Annotated in this window: 10 protein-coding genes; 2 read left to right on the top strand and 8 right to left on the bottom strand. The window is 64.3% G+C overall.

Translation table 11 applies throughout. The features are described 5' to 3' along the window. Positions 1–70: 70 nt before the first annotated feature. Entirely contained in the window at positions 71–2,488 is a 2,418-nt protein-coding gene (locus ISG32_RS26340; RefSeq protein WP_194773984.1) for a glycosyltransferase, read from the top strand. Next, positions 2,485–5,004, top strand: a complete 2,520-nt coding sequence (locus ISG32_RS26335) for a phytanoyl-CoA dioxygenase family protein (RefSeq protein ID WP_194773983.1) — start codon at positions 2,485–2,487, stop codon at positions 5,002–5,004. The genes ISG32_RS26340 and ISG32_RS26335 overlap by 4 nt, the downstream gene beginning before the upstream one ends. Positions 5,005–5,082: 78 nt before the next feature. Here ISG32_RS26335 and ISG32_RS26330 read toward each other — a convergent pair whose 3' ends face one another. The 8 genes from ISG32_RS26330 to phnD form a co-directional block, all read right to left on the bottom strand. After that, positions 5,083–5,358: a hypothetical protein gene (locus tag ISG32_RS26330; protein WP_194773982.1), complete on the bottom strand. Its 276-nt coding sequence runs from the start codon at positions 5,356–5,358 to the stop codon at positions 5,083–5,085. Between the two features lie 24 nt (positions 5,359–5,382). After that, the gene (locus tag ISG32_RS26325; protein WP_194773981.1) at positions 5,383–5,817 is read right to left on the bottom strand and encodes a cupin domain-containing protein; all 435 of its coding nucleotides are present in this window, start codon (positions 5,815–5,817) and stop codon (positions 5,383–5,385) included. A 61-nt stretch (positions 5,818–5,878) separates the two neighbouring features. After that, positions 5,879–8,290 (bottom strand): penicillin-binding protein 1C, encoded by a 2,412-nt coding sequence (pbpC, locus tag ISG32_RS26320; RefSeq protein ID WP_323745999.1) that lies wholly within the window; start codon positions 8,288–8,290, stop codon positions 5,879–5,881. Further along, the gene (locus ISG32_RS26315) at positions 8,287–14,373 is read right to left on the bottom strand and encodes an alpha-2-macroglobulin (RefSeq protein ID WP_194773980.1); all 6,087 of its coding nucleotides are present in this window, start codon (positions 14,371–14,373) and stop codon (positions 8,287–8,289) included. The genes pbpC and ISG32_RS26315 overlap by 4 nt, the downstream gene beginning before the upstream one ends. Positions 14,374–14,501: 128 nt before the next feature. After that, positions 14,502–15,335, bottom strand: a complete 834-nt coding sequence (phnE, locus tag ISG32_RS26310) for a phosphonate ABC transporter, permease protein PhnE (RefSeq protein ID WP_407645098.1) — start codon at positions 15,333–15,335, stop codon at positions 14,502–14,504. Further along, a complete protein-coding gene (phnE, locus tag ISG32_RS26305; RefSeq protein ID WP_407645097.1) occupies positions 15,328–16,140 on the bottom strand; it encodes a phosphonate ABC transporter, permease protein PhnE in 813 nt (270 codons plus the stop codon). Before phnE (ISG32_RS26305) ends, phnE (ISG32_RS26310) begins: the two co-directional genes overlap by 8 nt. After that, positions 16,128–16,904 carry a phosphonate ABC transporter ATP-binding protein gene (gene phnC / locus ISG32_RS26300; RefSeq protein ID WP_194773979.1) on the bottom strand — a complete coding sequence of 259 codons (777 nt, stop codon included), beginning with the start codon at positions 16,902–16,904 and terminating at the stop codon, positions 16,128–16,130. The genes phnE (ISG32_RS26305) and phnC overlap by 13 nt, the downstream gene beginning before the upstream one ends. A gap of 280 nt (positions 16,905–17,184) precedes the next feature. Beyond that, entirely contained in the window at positions 17,185–18,180 is a 996-nt protein-coding gene (gene phnD, locus ISG32_RS26295; protein WP_194773978.1) for a phosphate/phosphite/phosphonate ABC transporter substrate-binding protein, read from the bottom strand. Positions 18,181–18,366 lie beyond the last annotated feature (186 nt).

The following is an 18,366-nucleotide window of genomic DNA, read 5'->3' as shown; positions in this document are numbered from 1 at the left end:
GAACAGATGTCATGACGCGAGGGGTTGCGGTCAGAGCTGAATTTACGGTGCATTCTGCACAAGGCGTTGAATGGTTACTCAAAACCGCGCGATCTTCACGATCTGCTCGAACAACTACGTTCCGATGGCGAGGGTGTTGCTGGAGAGCGCACGCCGTCATCATCCCGAGGCCGCCATCTATCTGTGCCTTGCGGACGAAAAGTTGGCGGATGCTGACTTTTACCCCGAATTTTGCGAGGTGGTCACAGCCGATGCGCTGGCGATTCCCAGTTTTCGTGAGTTCGCCTTTCGCTACGACGTGCTGGAGTTCAACACGGCGGTCAAGCCGTTCATGTTCCGTCATCTGCTCGCACGCGGACATGAACACGTCGTTTATCTCGACCCGGACATTGAAGTATTTGCACCGCTCGAGTCCGTATTTCGGCTGCTGGATGAAGGCGCCTCGTTTGTTCTTACTCCCCATCTGACGAAACCTGCCGAGCGTGACGTCTTTCCCGACGATGTGGGCATCATGCTCGCGGGCGTCTACAACCTTGGTTTTCTCGGGGTCGGTGCTGGCGAGGAGGCTCAGAACATTCTGCGCTGGTGGGGCAGGCGTCTTGAGCACCATTGCGTGAACGAGCCCGCACGTGGCATTTTCGTGGACCAGAAGTTCATGGATCTCGTTCCCGGTTTTGCAGACCGTGCATGCATCCTGCGCGATACGGGCTACAACGTGGCCTATTGGAACTTGCATCAGCGCACCTTGGGGCGCGATGGCAAGACATGGCTGGTCGACAGTGCGCCGCTGCGCTTTTTCCACTTCAGCGGCATTGATCCCGCGAATCCGCGGCGATTGTCCAAACACACAGAAGCGTTTTGCGACGAGGAGATTCCAGAGTCGCTCAGTACCTTGATGGGCGAGTATGCCCAACAGGTGCTGGACAACGGGCATGGCCAGGTGCCCAGAGCCACCTATGCCTATGGCCGTTTCGCCTCAGGCACGTTGATTCCCGACTTGGTGCGCCGCATGTTCCGTGAGCGACATGTGTGCTGGTCCGGTGGTGATCCGTTTGAATGCTATGAGGAATACCTGCACTTACCCAGCACGCATGCAGCGATGGGGCGCTCCGGTTACGTGACCCAGTTAATGGCCTATGTGCATCAGCGCGAACATTGGCTGCAGTCCCAATTTCACCTCGCGACGCAGCAAGGAGTCGAGGGATATCTGCAGTGGTACATGCGCCACGCACGCGACTTGCTTCTGGACAGCCGTTTGGTGGAACCTGTCTCGCGGCGCGCCGGGATGCGAAAGTTTGCCTGGGACTCGCGAGCGAGTCTGAAGGGCGAACATGACAATCACAGCTCCGGGACACCAGAAGTGACGGTGATTGGGTACCTTGAGTTGGCAACGGGTGTGGCCGAGGCTGGACGGAAAATGCTGCGCACGCTAAGCCACGCAGGAGTGCGGGCCAACGGCCTGCCTGTTCGTCTGAACACATTGTCTGCTCAAGTGGATCAGGCGCCCGGAGCCCCGCTGGTCTCGAAAAGTCAGGCACCCATTCAGATTTTCCAGGTGAATGCCGACCAGTTGCCTGAAGTGGCTGAGTTCGTGTCCTCGTCGGTACGTGCAGATGCCTGGAAGGCTGTCGTGCCATTTTGGGAGCTTGAGCAGTTTCCTGAGCCTTGGCTCAAGGCATTCGACGTAGTGAATGAAGTGTGGGCTCCAACGCGATACGTGCAGACCATGCTGGCGCACAAGCTCGACAAGCCCGTGCTGCACATGCCTTTGCCTCTGACGTTCGATGTTCCGCCAGCGGCAGAGCGCTCCCGTTTCGGATTGCCGGACGACGTATTCCTGTTCTACTTCTCATTCGATTTTCTGTCGTATGTGGAGCGTAAGAATCCGATGGCGATCATCCGCGCGTTTCGCCGTGCCTTTCGTTGCGGCGATGATCGCCCCAAAGTGGCGCTCGTCATCAAGACGCTGCACTCGGACATCCATGAGGAAAAGGGCAACGCGTTGCGCGAAGCACTGTGCAGCGACTCGGACATGATCCTGATGGAGCGCACTTTGAACCGCCAGGAAAACCTCCAACTGATCGCCTGCAGCGATGCGGTCGTGTCGCTGCATCGGGCGGAAGGGCTGGGGCTGTTGGTGGCGGAGGCCATGCAGCTCGGCAAGCCGGTCATTGCCACCGACTATTCCGCCACCACCGAACTGGTGACGAAGCACACGGGTTGGCCCGTGGATTGCGCGCTGGTTCCGGTGCCCGATGGCCACTACCCCTTTCACGAAGGCCAGGTGTGGGCGGAGCCTGACATCTGCCATGCCGCATGGCAGATGCGTCAGGTCTTTCAACAGCGTGAAGAAGCCGCACGGCGTGCCGAGACCGCTCGCGCAATGCTGGAAAGCAGCTTCGGTACAGACGTCTGCGCTGCGCGCTTGCGCGAGCGTCTCGTCTCGCTTCAACTGGGAAAAAGCAACTCGGTGGAGGCGACGGCGTGAGCATCAAGGCGAAGGTCAGCAACATCCGGCGCTGGACGCTGGTGGGTGATATCGGTGGTGCAGCCAACTTTCACGCGGGTGACGAGGCCATGCTGGAGTCCAATCTACGGTTGCTGCGATCCGTCGCCCCCGGCTCTCAATTGCATGTCATCTCCGCAGATCCTGAATTCACATCGCTCAGCTATGGTGTTCAGGCATTTGCCCGGCTGGGATTCGATGATTGCGCCACCGAAATCGAACGTGAGGCGCTGCTTGATCAAGTCTCACGTCCACATTGGACGAGTCGCGCGCCGAAGGCGTTTGGCGCATTGGCCGATGCGTCGGATGGTCTGCTCATCTCCGGTGGGGGAAACTTGCGCGACGCTTGGCCAGCCTGCATCTACGAGCGTCTGGCGCTGTGTCGGCGCGCCGTGAAAATTGGTGCCTCCGTGGTGATATTGGGCCAGACCATCGGTCCGGAGTTGAATGACCGCCATCGGGAGATGGTGTCCGAGATGTTGCGGGCCGCATCGTGGATCGGTGTTCGGGAATATCCCAGCTATCAACGGGCGCTGACCTTGGGTGCAGATCCTCGTCGCATGAGTTTCCAAATCGACGATGCCCATGCATTGGGGCGAGCAGATCCGGGCTCAGGAGCAGGGCTGTCATGGCCGCTCTCGTTTCCCATCCAGTCTCCGTGGATAGGAGTGACATTTCATCCGCTGTGCGATCCCGCTGAGGGCGATCCCGTGATCGAGTCGCTGGCTCGCCAGCTTGAAGCATTTGCGTTGCATGCGGGATGCGAACTGGTTTTCATCTCGCATGCGCGTGCGGCGCCAAAGGCTGGAGCACGCTGGAGTGATGAAGATATGGGCAAGGCACTGGCCGCGTGCTTGCGAAAGGTCGTCATGCATGTATTGCCGGTGCTGCCCGCTGCGCAGATCGCACGGATGACCGCGCAGGCAAGACTGGTGGTGAGTTCCAGATATCACCCACTGGTATTTGCCCTGGCGGCAGATGTGCCTTGCGTGGGGGTATGCGTTGACGACTACACCCGGACGAAACTGCAGGGTGCGCTGCTGCACATGGACTGCGCTGGGGATGTCTTGGATTTGAGTTCGGTGCTGCATGGGCATCTGATCACGCGCCTGATGCACCAGTGGGCGCAACGTGAGGCGCGGAGTGCCCATATTGCGCTGCAACGCCCGAGCCTTGAGCGCGACGAGTCGCTTCGACGGGAAGCGTTGGCGAGAATGTTTTGCACGGGCATGCCGGTCGAGCCGCCTGTACCGGCCAGATGGAGTGGAATTGCAGCATCCATGCTCGATTCGACAGCGCCGGTAAAGACGGACGCGCGACCACTGGCGCAAACACGGCGGCACGTGAACAGCGAAGAAGGGAGGAGCAAAATGGTGAGCGAAATCGATTGGCAGCAGTTTGAGCGCGACGGGTATCTCTACCTAGGGCAGGTGTTGAGTGCAGACGAGGTCAAAGCATTGCAACAGAGAGCGGATACGCTGGCGCTGGGCGAGCTGGACAATCCCCACATTCAGATGCAGCGTGATACCGGAGGTGAGTACGACGCCTTGCCCGACGCTGTTGCCCGGTTCGAGGAAGGATCGCTCTTGTATCGCAAGATTCAGGGGCTGGAGAACGACGACCGGTTTGCGCAACTGATCGATCGGCCCGTGTTTCGCGAGATCTGTGCCCGGATGTATGGAGCGCACTCACCGGTATCGATCTTTCGCGCAATGATCATGAACAAGCCTGCGGGGCTGGGTACGAACCTGCCATGGCACCAGGATGGTGGTACGGTTTGGCAACTCGATCGCGACCCTCTGGTGACCATCTGGGTTGCGTTGGACGACGCTACCCAGGCCAATGGTTGCATGGACGCCATTCGCGGATCGCATCGCAACGGTTTGCTGAGCATGCAAGGCAGCACACTCACTCATGATCAGGTGCAAGAGCACTGCCATGCAGAGCAGATCGTTGCACTCGAGGTGCCGTCAGGCCATGCAGTGCTGATGCATAACTGGTTGATTCATCGCTCTGGCGTCAACCCGTCGTCCGCTCCAAGGCGCGCGTTTACCATGTGCTGCATGGATGCCCGCACGCGCAGCCTGCAGACCGGCGCGAGGTTTCCCATTGTCTATGGTGCTCTAACAGACGAACCAGATCACTATGTGCAACAACTGCACGTCGATCTGGCAGCAACGACAGCGATGGCCAGTGAAGCCGAACGCTATGCACTGAGCCTGCGCGACGCCCATGCTGATGCCGAACGCTATGCCAGAAGCCTTGAGGCGGAACTGGCCAGCTCAGACCTGAACGAAAGGAACCGGCGCATGGAGCAGGCGTTGGTACAGATGCGCATGGAAATGCAGGAACTCAACCGTGCGCTGGCGACGGCGAAGGAGGGGGCACTTGACGAGGTGCATCGTTTGGACGCAAGGATTCGATCCATGGAGGACTCGATGTCGTGGCGCGTGACGCAACCGCTTAGGGCCGTGTTGAAGGCCTTGAGGGGGTGGTGAGGCGCTGCAGCTTTTACAAACGCCCCATTCAGTGTGACAACGGAATTGATTCCACCAATTCGAAAGGCACAATCGCATTCATCGTTGGGAGTTGTCACTGTTCTTGCGGACGAGCTTCAAACACAGGGCCGGAACGCCAAAGGAATGTCCGCTGAAGAATCCGGTGTCATTCATATCTATCGTCGCGCCGAATCCAATCCAGCAGTAGCCAAAGTCATCAATGCTTTTCACCGTGGTTGTGTGTCCGACGCATGCAAGAATCTCTCTTTGTTCATTTAGTGGAAGGTCTGCGATGAGCCAATCGGGAATGCTGAGCAGCAGGACCTCGCTTCCCACGTCAATGGTCTCTTCCATGGGGTTCAATGCCTGTCTCGGCACTCACTGCTCCGCAATCACATCCACAAACACCAGCGGCTCGGTCCCCGTGGCCGTCAGTCCATGTGATTCGCCCTTGCGCACGATGGTCACGTCGCCGGCCTTCACAGGCACGTCTTTCCCGTCCTTGTCCTTGAAGATGCCTGTGCCCGAGATGATGATGTAGGTGTCTTCGTTCGTCGTGTGCTTGTGGTAGCCGATGGAGTCGCCGGGCTTCAGGGTCAGCCAGCTGATTTCCTTGATGGCTTCGTCTTTTTTGGGCATGTCGCGGGTGAAGGCGTATTCGCCGTGGAGCACGCCCTTGCCGCCAGCGGCTTCCTTCTTTTCGGCCTTGATCATGCTTTCACGCGGGTAGACCTCTGCGTGGACGAATTGGGTGGCCGTAAGGGTCGCGATGGCGGCGATGGCGGTCAGGGCGGGGTGCTTGCGCAGCGACATGGAGCGTACCTTTCGTTGGGCCGTGGGCGATGGCCACGGTGCAGGGCACGTTATCGCAAGCTCAGGGCACGATGTCCACGGTGATTTCCCGCGTTTCCGTTTGGCCCTGGTCGCTGACGGCGCGCAGGGTGTGGCGCTGGCTGGCTTGCGCCATGGGGGGCAGCCAGGTGATGCCTTCGCCGGGAGCGGACTGGCCGATCAGCGTGTCGCCTGCAAACCAGTAGATGGTGCGGATGTCCGCGTCGGTCTCTGCACGCAGCACCAGCGGCTCGGGCTTTTGCGTGCGCAGGATGTGGCGCACGCCGCGCAGCGGGGCGGTGATGCGTGGCGCATGGTCTGCGGTCGCGATGCCATCGAGCGGGCTGCTGCCCGCGTCCGCGTTGGCACTCATGTCCGCGCGGTCGCAGCCGTCGTCGGGCGCGGCTGCACGGGGCAGGCCGGACTGGCGGAACAGGCGGCGCATGTCGCTGCTCCACTGCTCCACGACCTGCTGGCGCGCACCGGGCTGCGGGCCGCAGACGATCTTGCCCGAGGCTTCGTCGACCCACACGGCGCGGTGCAGCTGGCTGGTCTGGATGGGGGACTTGCCCGCGATGAACCAGGTGCTGGTGCGCACGGGGCACAGCGCGTCGGGCAGGCCGCCGGTGGCGGCGCATACCTCTATCTGGCGCAGGTCGCGCGGTTGGCGTCTGGGCACTTCGGTGGTGTCGAAACGCTGGGCGCGCAGCGCGTCCACCATGCGCATGAACAGCGGGGCGGCCGCGTCCACGCCAACCAGCGCGGGGTTGCTGCTGCCGTCGAAATTGCCCATCCACACCACCAGCACGTAGCGGCCGAAGACGCCTGCGGTCCACGCGTCGCGGAATCCCCAGGAGGTGCCCGTCTTCCATGCGACGGCGGGACGCGCGGGCTGTGCGGTGTCGGGGCGCGGCGTGTGGCGCAGCATGTCGAGCGTGATGAAGGCGGCCTCTTCGCTGAGCAGGCGCAGCGGCGCGGCGGCCGTGGGTTGGTCACTCGGGCCGCGCTGCGTGTAGCGGACCGGCTGGGTCACGCCGCCGTTGGCGAGCGTGCCGTAGAGGCCCGCGAGTTCTTCGGGCGTGACCTCGCCGCCGCCCAGCACAAGGGCGAGGCCGTAGTGCGATTCGCTCTGCAGTTTCTGCACCCCGGCAAGGCGCAGGAACGCATGCAGATTGGGCTTGCCGAGCTGCGATGCGACCGCGACGGCGGGGATGTTGCGGCTGCGGATCAGCGCGTCCTGCGCGGAGACGGGGCCGACAAAGCGGTGGTCGAAATTCTCGGGCGTGTAGGGGCCGAAGGCGGTGGGCGCGTCCTTCAGAACGGTCTTGGGATGCAGCAGTCCCTGATCGAGCGCGAGCGCGTAGATGAAGGGCTTGAGCGTCGATCCCGGCGAGCGCCTGGCCTGCGTGCCATTGACCTGGCCCTCGATCTTCGCGTCGTGCCAGTCGGCCGAGCCGATGAGCGCGCGCACCTCCATGGTGGACGCATCGAGCAGCAGTGCGCTCGCGTTGATCAGGCCCACGTCGGAGCGGGTGCGCAGGTATTGGGCGAGCACGCGCTCGAGCGTGGTCTGCATGCGCAGATCGATGGTGCTGCGGATGTCCTGCTGGCCGCGCTCCTGCGCGAGCAGCATGTCGGTGAGGTGCGGCGCGAGAAACGGCAGATTGCCGCGCGACTGGGCGGAGAGCGCCAGCTCGGCGTCGGGCGCGAGCAGGCGGGCCTGCGGGTCGCGCTCCTTCCACAGCGCGAGCAGTCGCTGGCGCGCGGACTGCAGCTCCGCGTTGCGGCCGCGCTCGGCGATGCGCTTGACCGGGTTCTGCGGAATCACCGCGAGCGTGAGCGCCTCGGGCAGGGTGAGATCGGCGGCGCTCTTGCGGAAATAGATCATGCTCGCGGCCTGCACGCCTTCGATGTTGCCGCCGTAGGGCGCGGTGTTGAGATAGGCCTCGAGCACTTCGCGCTTGCTGTAGCGCGCCTGCAGCCAGAGCGCCGCAAAGATCTGCGCGACCTTGCCGCCATAGCTGCGGCTGTCGATGCCGTAGACGCGCCGCGCGAGCTGCATGGTGAGCGTCGATCCGCCCTGCCGGCGACCACCGCTGGTGATGTGCCAGGCGCTGCGCACGAGCGCAGCAGGATTGACGCCGGGGTGGCGGTAGAAGCTGCGGTCCTCATACAGCAGCACGGCCTCGACCAGCGTGGGCGAGATGCTCTTGAGCGGCACCCAGACGCGGTACTGCTCGTCGGGCGCGAGCGTGAGCCTGAGCAGCTCGCCGCCGCGCGCGTAGACGGCGCGCGACGAGCCGACCTGCTCGCTCAACGGAGCGTGGGGAAGCACGCGCAGGATGGCGACGGCCAGCGTGATCAGCATCGTCAGCAGAGCGGAGGCCGCTCCCGCTCTTCTCCATCGCCGTTTGCGGGGCGACGACGCCTTGCGGGGCGTAATGACGGAGGTCACTTGGGCACCACCTGCAGACGCGCCGCAGCCGAGCGCGAGAACACGCGGCGGTCGTACATGTCTTCGCCGTAGGCGGGCGGCACGACGAAGTCACCGACGTTGGTGGCGCGGGCCTTGTAGGTGAGCTCCATCATGTTCTTGTTCACGCTGCCGTAGAACACCACGCGGTCCTCGCGGATGTCGGCGTAGGCGAGACTCCATGAGCCCTTGATGCCAAGGCGCTGCTTCCAGATCGGCTCCTGCGATTCCTCGTTCTGCTCGGCTTCTTCATCGGCATTGCCGCTGCCGCTGCTCACGGGCTGCAGAACGGGTTCGAGGCCGCCGGGCAGCATGTCGACCAGCGCCACGTTGGACAGATTCTCGCGGTCGGTGCTGCGCACGCGGACGCGCACGGTGACCTCGTCGCCAATCTTCACCTGCGTGACCGGCTTGCCCGAAGCGTCGATCACCTCGTGATGGATTTCCATGCCCTTGCTTATCGCCTTGTCGGGCACATTGCGCTCGAAGCCCTGTTCGGCCCAGCTGTAGAACAGATTGAAGTCGCTGTCGTTGGCGAGCTTGAGCCTGCTCGTGCCGACCGGCACCTGCGCGCGCGCCACCGGGTTGATGCTGCCGAGCGCCAGCGCCGCCGCCTGGCCTTGCGCGTTGATCGACTGCAGGCTCACACGGCCCTCGGTGTTCTGGTTCACCGCGTTGAAATACGCGTCCACGGCCAGCACCATCGATGCGGAAGAGAGGCTGTTGTACCAGCCGTCCTGCACCATGCCCGCCACGCCGTTCCATACCGTCGGCGGCAGCGTCTTGAGCTTGTCGGGGAAGTGGCGTGCGGCCACGTAGACCAGCATGCTTTCGTGCACCAGCGGGTCGTAGTACGCGCCCCAGGTCGTGCGGCGCTGCTTCTTCGCGGTGCGCGCGAGCAGGTCCTTCCATACGGGATCGAACAGCTCGGCGGCCACCTTGTCCTGCTTGACGAGCTGGTAGCTCGCGGCCAGATAGGCGGCGCCGAGATCGGTGTTCAGACCCTTGGCCTGACCACTGCGCCACGCCTCGCGCAGGTTGGCCAGCGCAGCCGGGGCGACGATGCCCTGGCGCGTGAGCAGGTAGAGCGCCTGCGTGTTCATGCGCCAGTGGTCGGGCGCGGCATCGGCGTTGCCGAGGGCGCTCTGCAGATAGGCGTTGGCCTGCTGCAGCAGGTCCTGCGGCACGGGCAGCCTGTGTTCCTTCGCTTCGAGCAGCAACTGCACCGCGTACAGCGTGGCGAAGGTGTCGGGCGTGGCGTCGCCGGGCCAGGCCGAGAAGCCGCCTTCGCCGGTCTGGCGCGCGCGCAGTTGAACGACGTAGCGCTCAAGCACCTTGCGGGCATCGGGCAGCGGGCCCTGTTCGGCGGTTCTGCCACGCGACACTTCCTTCATCAGCTCGGGGCGCGTGGAGAGCAGCACGGCCGGATAGGTCTGGCTCGTGATCTGCTCCGTGCAGCCGTAGGGATAGGCCTCGAGATACTGCATCAGCCCGGTCGCGAACGACCACGGTGCGGACGAGACGGCCACGTCGCTGCGGCGGAAGTTGGGGAAGAAGTCGCCCTGACTCCTGATCTCGCCCGAGCGCTGGAAGCTGCCCGCCTGAACCAGAGAGACATAGGGCGACGCGGGCCGCACGCTGACTTCTTCCTTGAGATCGGCGCGGAAGTTCTTGTGCACCGCGCTGAACGCGAGCGGTGACGAGCCCAGCACGGCATCCGCGCCCGCCTTGGCGCGCAGCCTGAACTTGGTGCTGGCCTCGCCGCGCTCGTTGATGCTGAGCGTCTGCGTCGCGTCGCCCACCACTTCGAGCCCGCCCGACGCGTTGAGCGTGAGCGCGATCGGCACGTTCTTGCCTGAGCCCTCGATGTTGTTGGCGAGGCCCACGCCGACTTCCACCGTGTCGCCGGGCGCCATCGCGAGCGGCGCGTTCGGCAGGATCACCATGTCGCCGCGCACGACGGTGGTGGAGCTCTTGGCGGCGGTGCTCTGGTCGTTGACGGCCACCGCCATCACGCGCAGGCTGCCGTTGAAGCTCTCGGGCACGGTGTAGCTGAACTCGCGGCTGCCGTTCACGTCGACCAGACCCGACCAGTACGCGACCGGCTTGTCGCGCTTGCGCTTGAACGGGTTCAGGTGCTTGCCGAGCTCGTCCTCGCCGTCGCCGCCGGGGGCGGCGGCGAGCATGAGCTTCTTGAACTCGGGCAGGATCATGTCCAGCGTCTGCAGCGTGTTCACCTCGAGCGCGCGCTTTTGGAAGAAGAACTTGAGCGGCGCGGGTGTCCTGTAGCGAGCCACCTGCAGAATGCCTTCATCGACCGCGAACACGACCGCGCGCGTGGGCTGGTCGCTCGTGAGCGTCATCTTCACGGTCTGGCCGGGCTTGACGAGTTCGCTGCTGGTGAGCGTGATGTTGGCCGTGCGCTTGGCGAGCGTGGTCGCGAACGGCGCGACGCCGTACGACAGCGGGCTCATGTAGACCTCGTCCGACGACGGATCGCGCACGAAATGCACGGTGATGTAGCCCGTGCCCTCGAAGTCCTTGGGGATGGTGATCTTCTGTACCGACGCGGTCTTGTCGGTCTTGAACCAGGCGTGCGCGTAGACCCTGTCGCGCTCGATGGTGATCAGGCCCGCGCCCACGTACGGCGCGCGGATGCTCACCGAAATTTCCTGCCCAGGCTCGTAGTCCTTCTTGTCGAGCGTGAGCTGCAGCTCGGCGTTGCGGTCGAGCGAACGCGTGACGTTGGCGTTGCCCGCGACGCTGTATTCGATGCGATTGAGCGCCACGTTCTTCTCATCGAGCACGATGTAGGCGAAATCGCCGGGCGTTGCGGTGTCGAGCGCGAGCGCGTTGCCCGCAGCCGCGATGGAGAAGGGCTTCTCGTCGATCTGGATTTCCTTGGTGCGCGACTCGTAGCGGAACACGCCGTTGTCCTGCTTGACGAGCACCGATATCACCCTGCGCTCGATGCGTTGCAGCTTGAGGTTGGGCACGGCGGTCTTCTGCACCTTGGGATCGATGGCGATGATCGACGCGTTGCGCACGGCATTCTTCGCCACGTAGCGGGTGTCGCCATCGACCTTCACGCCCACCAGATAGGACAGGTCGCTCACGAGCGTCTGCGCCTCGGCGGCGACGCTGCGACCGCCCTCGGGCTCGAACGCGCGGGCGAGCACATGCACCTGGTAGGTCGCGGCCTCGAAGCGCGAGAGCCGCAGGTCGAACAGCGCCTGTCCTTCGGTGCTGGTCTGCAGGGCACCGAGCTCATCGACCTGCTTCTGGCCTTCCTTCTGCGGATCGTGAAAGCTGTAGTCGGGCAGGCCGCGGAAGGCCGGGAACGCGGGCGTGAGCGTCAGCGTGCCCTCGACCTTGCGGTCCTGCGCGGGCGTGCCGAACAGGTTCTGCACATCGACATTCGCCTTCAGATCCTGCGGACGGACCCAGCCTTCGCTCGCCTGCTGGCTGAGCGTGAGACGCACCTTGGTGCGGTCGGGCAGGAACTCCTGCACCTTCACCGTGGTGGTGCCGACCAGCAGTCCGTTCGATTCGGGCGAGCCCGCATTCGCGCGGCGCGGCAGGTAGAGGTTGACCGTGTAGTTGCCGGTGGGAGAGCTGTCCTGCGTGGTGTGGCTGATCTCGGTGGCGCCGCCCGCGCCGAGCTTGAGCTTCTCGCGCTTGACGCTCAGGCCGCGCGCGTCGGTGATGTCGACCTCCACCGGCAGATCGCGCAGCGAGGTGTTCCAGTTGCCCGCCTTCACGATGATGCCGATGTGCATGGTGTCGCCGGGACGGTACATGCCTCGGTCGCTGAACACGAAGCCCTGCATCTGGTTGGGAACGCCCTTGGCGTAGACGCCGCCCACGTCAAAGCGCGAGACGTCCAGCGTGCGGTCATAGCGGTTGAGCGGCAGAAAGCTCATGTCGCCTTCCTTGCGCACCACGAGCACGACGGGCGACTTCTCGCGGTCGAAACCCGCCAGACTCGGCAGGCTGGCGCGGCCCGTGGCGTCGGTCGTCTGCGTGGCGATCGCCACGCCGTTGCGGCCCCAGACCTCCACCTGCGCGCCGCCCACGGGCTGGCCGGTGGCGATGCTCTGCACGAACACGTCGCGCGTGCCGTTGATGGACTTTTTCACGACAAGGCCGAGGTCGGTCACCAGCACCAGTCGCTCTTCCTTGTAGTTCTCGGGGGTGCGGCTGTCGTCGCCACCGTCCGCCGCCTCCTCGCCGGAGCCGTGTTCTTCTTCCTCCGCGTTCGCGCTGGTCGCGTCGATCTCGGCGTCTTCGTCGTGCGGCTTGGGCTGTTTCGCCTTCGGGTTGTAGCCCTGCACGGTCAGCAGGAAAACGCCGCGCCGGTCGGTCTTGTCCTTGGCGAGATAGCCGCTGAAATCCACGGTTTCGTAGTGCGCCTTGCCGGCCGGAAGGGCCAGTGGAATCTTCTTTTCAAAGCGATCCGAGATGTCTTCGAACGTGAGGCCGTACGACATCTGCGGGCGGCCGAATTCGCCGTTGCTCTGGGTGACCATGTGCTGCAATTGCCTGGGCAGCAGGCGGTTGAGTTCCACGCGCACGCCGGGCAGGTCGCGCACCAGCACGGGCAGTTTTTTCTCTCCCGAGAGCGCGAGCAGCGAGCCCTGGCTCACGATGCTGAGCTGCGGCGCGAAGGGGTCGAGCTTGAGCACCACCTGACGCGCCTCGCCAAGCTGGTAGCCGCCGGGCGTCTTGAGGCCCTTGGCCACGCGCACCAGCAGGTAGCGGCCGCCAGCGCCCGCAGCCTGCGGCATGCGGAAGCTCACGGTCTCGCTCGCGTCGCGCTCGGTGGGCAGGGCATCGAGCGTGAGCTTGGTCGCGGTCTTGAGCAGGGCGTCGGTGAACTCGGCGCGCTTGGCGCTGCTCCAGTCGAACTTGTCGACCGGCTCGCCGTCGGCGTTCTTGTGCTTTGCGGGCAGCAGCCAGGCCTGCACGACCTGCGCCATCGCGCGGTCACGCACCGGCATCGACGCGCTTACGTTGAGCACGTAGCCCGGCTCGCCGTTGTCCGCATTGACGACCACGTTGCTCACGTCGCTGATGGCGAGGCTGTAGAGGCCGGGGATGCCCACGGCACGCACCAGATCGTCGGCCACGGCCGGGCCACCGCGTCTGGCGCTCGTGCCCTTGGCGATCTTGAGGACCACTGGGCGGGTCTTCTCCGGAATGGGCAGCGGCTCGGACAGGATGGTCGCGGTGAGCTGCCATTTGTCGTAGCTCACCGTGTATTGGAGCGGCTCGCACTTGGCGCTGTCACCGAACTTGAGCAGCCCGCTTTCGCAGGGCTTGTCGTAGCTGAGGGCGATGCGCTTTTCGAACTCGGCCGTGTTCACCGGATGGGTGAAACGCACCATGTAGAGCGCGCGGCGCACGTTGGCCTCGGTGGGGTCCTGATAGAACTCGGCGCTCTGCAGCGAAGTTGCGAACGGGGGTGAGGTGAAGCCGGTTTTCCGGCTCGCGTCGGCCAGAGTCACATGGGCGGCGAGCGCGTTGTCGGCCAGGCGGATGGAGAAGGTCTGTCCGACGGGCCAGTCCTCGCGCGGACGGAACAGCAGCTTGCGCGACTCCTCCCAGACCCAGGTGCCCGCGATGGCGGGCTCGAGGCTCACGCCGCTCGCCTCGACCCCCGCGCTTAGATGGATGGGGGCGGCATCGCCCGAGAACTGGATCACCAGCGGATTCGGTGGCGCGCCGTCTTCGACGCGGGTGCGCTGCGGCGGCGTGACGGTGGCGGTGATGCGGGCCGGATCGACCTTCTCAGGCGTGAGCCCGTGCCACCATTTCAGGACGGCGGGGCTGGCGAACCAGGCGGCAGCGGCCAGCGCGATCAGCAGCACGAGCAGCAAAAGCCGCTGCTGCAGCCAGCAGGCGCCCCGGCGCATGGCGCGCAGCGTTGCCGCGAGCCATGCGGGCGGCTGCCATGAGCCGAAGACCAGCCGCAGCAGCGCGGCCAGCGGTCTCCAGAGCAGGGACAGGAACTTCACCAGCACCTCGCTGGCTGCCGCCAGTTTCTGATTGGCAAGCCGCAGCATGAATGACCTCCCGGGGCGTTGTTTGCTGTGCACCGAGTCTGTCAGTCGGGAGTGAAGCCACGGTGAGCTTCGTGAAGTCTATGTGAAGTTCCTCATCGGGAGAGTGAGCACTGACGCTGGCGTTGCGTTTACAGCACGCGCTTGCGGATCTGCAGCACCACGATTTCGGCGACGGCCACGACCACCAGAATGGTGAACAGCACCAGCGCCACACGGTCCCACTGGAACAGGTCGATGCAGGTGTTGAGCACCACGCCGATGCCACCCGCGCCGACGAGGCCGAGCACGCCCGACTCGCGCACGTTGATGTCCCAGCGCAGCAGCGCCACCGACCAGAAGGCCGGTTTGATCTGCGGCCAGTAGCCATACCAGAGCTGGGCGAACTTGCTCGCACCGGCCGCCTGCAGGGCTTCGATGGAGCCCTTGGGCGTCTGCTCGAGCGCCTCGCCGATGAGCTTGCCGACGAAGCCCACCGAGCGCAGCGCGATGGCGAACATGCCGGCCAGCGGGCCGGGGCCGAAGATGGCGACGAAGAGCATCGCCCAGACCAGCGAGTTCACCGAACGGCTGGCCACCAGCAGCACGCGGGCGACGAGGTTCAGCGTGCGGCTTTTCGTGATGTTGGGCGCGACCATCACGCCCAGCGGCAGCGCGAGAAACAGCGACAGCACGGTGCCCAGCGTCGCCATGTGCAGCGTCTCCATCAGGCCCTGCAGCACGTCGGGTTGGAAGTAGGCCCAGTCCACGGGCCACATGCGGCCGAGCATGTCGGCCATCTGCTCGGGCGCGTCGTAGAGGAACTCGGGAATCACCTCGATGTAGCGCACCGACTGCACGATGGCCCAGATGCAGAAGATCCACAGCAGATAGCGCAGCAGGCGCTGGCCGAAGCTGTGGTGCTGCCATTTGACGGGTGCGGCTGGTTTGGTGGACGGGTTGAGTTTCATGCTGGCGTCAGACATGGAGGGCCTTTCGCACGGCGTTCACGACGATCTCGCCGATCACGATGATGATGATCACCGCCGCGAGAATCGTGCACACGAAGTTGTACTCATAGCGCAGAAAGGCCGCGAACAGCACGCCGCCGATGCCGCCCGCGCCGACGATGCCGACCATGGTGGAATTGCGCAGATTGGAGTCGAGCTGATAAGTCGCGAAGCCGACGAAGCGGCTGATCACCTGCGGCAGCACGCCGAACAGCACCACGTTCATGAACGACGCGCCGGTCGCGCGGATGGCTTCGATGGGCTTGGGCGAGATTTCCTCGATGGCGTCGGCGAACAGCTTGCCGACGAAGCCCACGGTCGCCACGATCAGCGCGAGAATGCCCGCGAGCGGCCCGAAGCCGACGGCCTTCACGAACAGGATTGCGCTGATCACCGGATGCAGCGCGCGGCACACGGCGATCAGCCCGCGCCCGAAGGCGCGCAGCGGCGCGGGTGACATGTTGGACGCCGACATCAGGCCCACCGGCAGACTCAGCGCAATGCCGCCCGCGGTGGCGAGCACGGCGATCTGCATGGTTTCCTTGAGGCCCTGCCAGAGCTCGTCCATCTTGTTCATCTGCGGTGGGAACATCATGCCGATGAACTTGGCGGCGGCCGACCAGCCATTGGCCAGGCGCTCGCTGTTCACGCCCATGGTGGACAGCGCCCAGACGCAGTAGGCGAGCAGCGCGAGCAGGGCGGCCTTCTGCTGCCAGCCCATGCGGAACGGTCCGCGCGGCGAAGCGGCGTTGACCGATGGTGCGGGGTTCACTCCAGCCATGCCTTGCCTCCGTAGATCTGCGTGAGATGCTCCTCGGTCAGGCCTTCGGGCGCGCCGTCGTAGACCACATGGCCGCCGGTCATGCCGATGATCCGGTCGGCAAAGCTGCGCGCGAGCTCCACGTCGTGGATGTTGACCATCACCGGAATCTTGCGCTGGATACCCTGCTCGCGCAGCAGCTGGATGATTTCGATGGAGGTCTTGGGATCGAGCGAGGAGGTGGGCTCGTCGGCCAGCAGCACGGCGGGCTGCTGCGCGAGCGCGCGAGCGATGCCCACGCGCTGGCGCTGGCCGCCGCTCAGCGCATCGGCGCGGCGCGAGGCGAAGTCGCCGAGGCCCACTTCACCGAGCAGCTGCTGCGCATGCTCGATGTCCTGCGGATCGAACTTGCGCCGCCACGCGCGCCATGCCGAGGTGTAGCCGAGGCGGCCGGTGAGCACGTTTTCCATCACGCTCAGACGGTCCACGAGGTTGTACTCCTGGAACACCATGCCGATGTGGCGGCGCGCGCGGCGCAGCTCGCTGCCCGAGAGCCTGGCCATGTCGATGCGCTGGCCTTCGATGGTGATCCAGATTTCGCCGGAGGTGGGATCGACCAGGCGGTTGATGCAGCGGAGCATCGTCGACTTGCCCGTGCCCGAAGGGCCGATCACGCAGGTCAGGCCCGAGGCGGGGAGCGACAGGTTGATGGATTTCAGAATCGGTTGGCCGGGTCTGTATTCCTTCACCAGGTTTTTTATCTCGATGGCTTTTTGTTCGGTCATGGTGGTTCTTGGGGCTTGTTTGCTGGTCGTTTTGGGGCGGCAATACAGCCCCTCATGCGTCGTTGCGAAGCCTTGCCGTATGAACATACTGTCTGCGGCTTCACGCCTTGCCTGAGGGGCTGTCTTGCCGTTGGGGCTGGCGGGTTGGGCGCTCGCTGGGCTTCCTGGGCTCGCTCCGGCAGGCGGATTCGGGTGCGGATACGGATGCTGGCACTCTGGCCCCAAACGACAACGCGGGCGGATGCTGTTTCAACATCCGCCCGCGTGCTTCATCCTGCGCTTACTTCTTCTGCGCGGCCTTGTCGAAGGCTTCGCGGGTGAAGGATTCGCCGGAGGCCTGGGCTACGTCGCGCACCAGTTGCCAGTCCTTTTTGTAGGTGATGGGCAGGAAGCGGTCGCCGCCGAGGCCCTTGGCCATTTCGGCGGGGACCTTGTACTCGAAGAAGCAGCCCTTGATCTTTTCCTGCAGCGCGGGGGCGAGGTTGTAGGCGAACGCGTAGGCGTCGGTCGGGAACATCTCGCTGGTGTAGAGCACGCGGAAGTCGTCCTTGCCGACCACGCCGCGGTCGGTCATGTGCTGGAGCACGTCGCTCGCCACCGGAGCGGCGTCGTAGTCGCCGGTCTTCACGCCGAGGATCGACTGGTCATGCTTGCCGGAGTAGACGACCTTGTAGTCCTTGTCGGGCGTGATGCCGAGCTTGGGGAACAGGGCGCGCGGCGCCAGGTTGCCGGAGTTGGACGAGGGCGAGGTGTGCGCGATGCGCTTGCCCTTGAGGTCGTCGAGCTTCTGGTAGCTGCTGCCCTTTTGCACGATCATCTTGAGGTGCATGCCGACGGGGCCTTGGTCGTTGCCGCGGATCGCGAACGGCACGGCGCCCGCGAGGTTGACGGCGAAGTTCACCGGGCCGGGCGAGAACGCGGCGATGTGCAGGCGGCCCGAGCGCATGGCTTCAATCTGAGCGGCGTTGGACTGCACCGGGAAGAACACGACCTTCTTGCCGACGCATTGCGACAGGTGGCCCATGAACGGACGGAACAGCTTTTCGTAGATGGAGGGGTCTTCGACAGGCGTGAAGGCGAACACCAGCGTGCTCGGGTCCTTGAGCTTCTTGGGGTCGGTGGGGGTGTCGGCGACCATGTCCTTGTTGGCGTCGCAGAACTGGGTGTCCAGATCGCCTCGGTTGGCGCAGGCGGCGTCCTGCGCGAAGCTGGCGGAAGCGGCGGCGCTCAGAACCATGCCGATGAAAGCCGCGCGGGCGGTGGGCTTCAAGGTCATCTCTTATCCTTGTCTTTGGGAATATTGGAAGATGGCCCGACTATAGGGAGCACAATGCGCGCGTTGGGGGCGCGCCTTTCGACCGGCTTGCGCTTGGCTTTCAAGTTGCTTTCAAAATGAGAAAAATCACCTGTTTCCTGTCGTTTGTTGCATTGCAGCGCGCCTTGTGCGCCGCAGCATCGGAGG

Source organism: Diaphorobacter caeni, assembly GCF_015354245.1.
GTDB lineage: Bacteria > Pseudomonadota > Gammaproteobacteria > Burkholderiales > Burkholderiaceae_C > Diaphorobacter_A > Diaphorobacter_A caeni.
The sequence above is the reverse complement of the archived record's forward strand: the minus strand, read 5'-3'. Positions and strand labels throughout refer to the sequence as shown.

Bases quoted from the DNA above. Each gene is read 5' to 3' on its own strand.
- ISG32_RS26325 (WP_194773981.1), bottom strand. From the start codon at position 5,817: ATGTCGCTGCGCAAGCACCCCGCCCTGACCGCCATCGCCGCCATCGCG.
- phnC (WP_194773979.1), bottom strand. From the start codon at position 16,904: ATGACCGAACAAAAAGCCATCGAGATAAAAAACCTGGTGAAGGAATAC.
- ISG32_RS26315 (WP_194773980.1), bottom strand. From the start codon at position 14,373: ATGCTGCGGCTTGCCAATCAGAAACTGGCGGCAGCCAGCGAGGTGCTG.
- ISG32_RS26330 (WP_194773982.1), bottom strand. From the start codon at position 5,358: ATGGAAGAGACCATTGACGTGGGAAGCGAGGTCCTGCTGCTCAGCATT.
- phnE (WP_407645098.1), bottom strand. From the start codon at position 15,335: ATGTCTGACGCCAGCATGAAACTCAACCCGTCCACCAAACCAGCCGCA.
- phnE (WP_407645097.1), bottom strand. From the start codon at position 16,140: ATGGCTGGAGTGAACCCCGCACCATCGGTCAACGCCGCTTCGCCGCGC.
- phnD (WP_194773978.1), bottom strand. From the start codon at position 18,180: ATGACCTTGAAGCCCACCGCCCGCGCGGCTTTCATCGGCATGGTTCTG.
- ISG32_RS26340 (WP_194773984.1), top strand. From the start codon at position 71: ATGGTTACTCAAAACCGCGCGATCTTCACGATCTGCTCGAACAACTAC.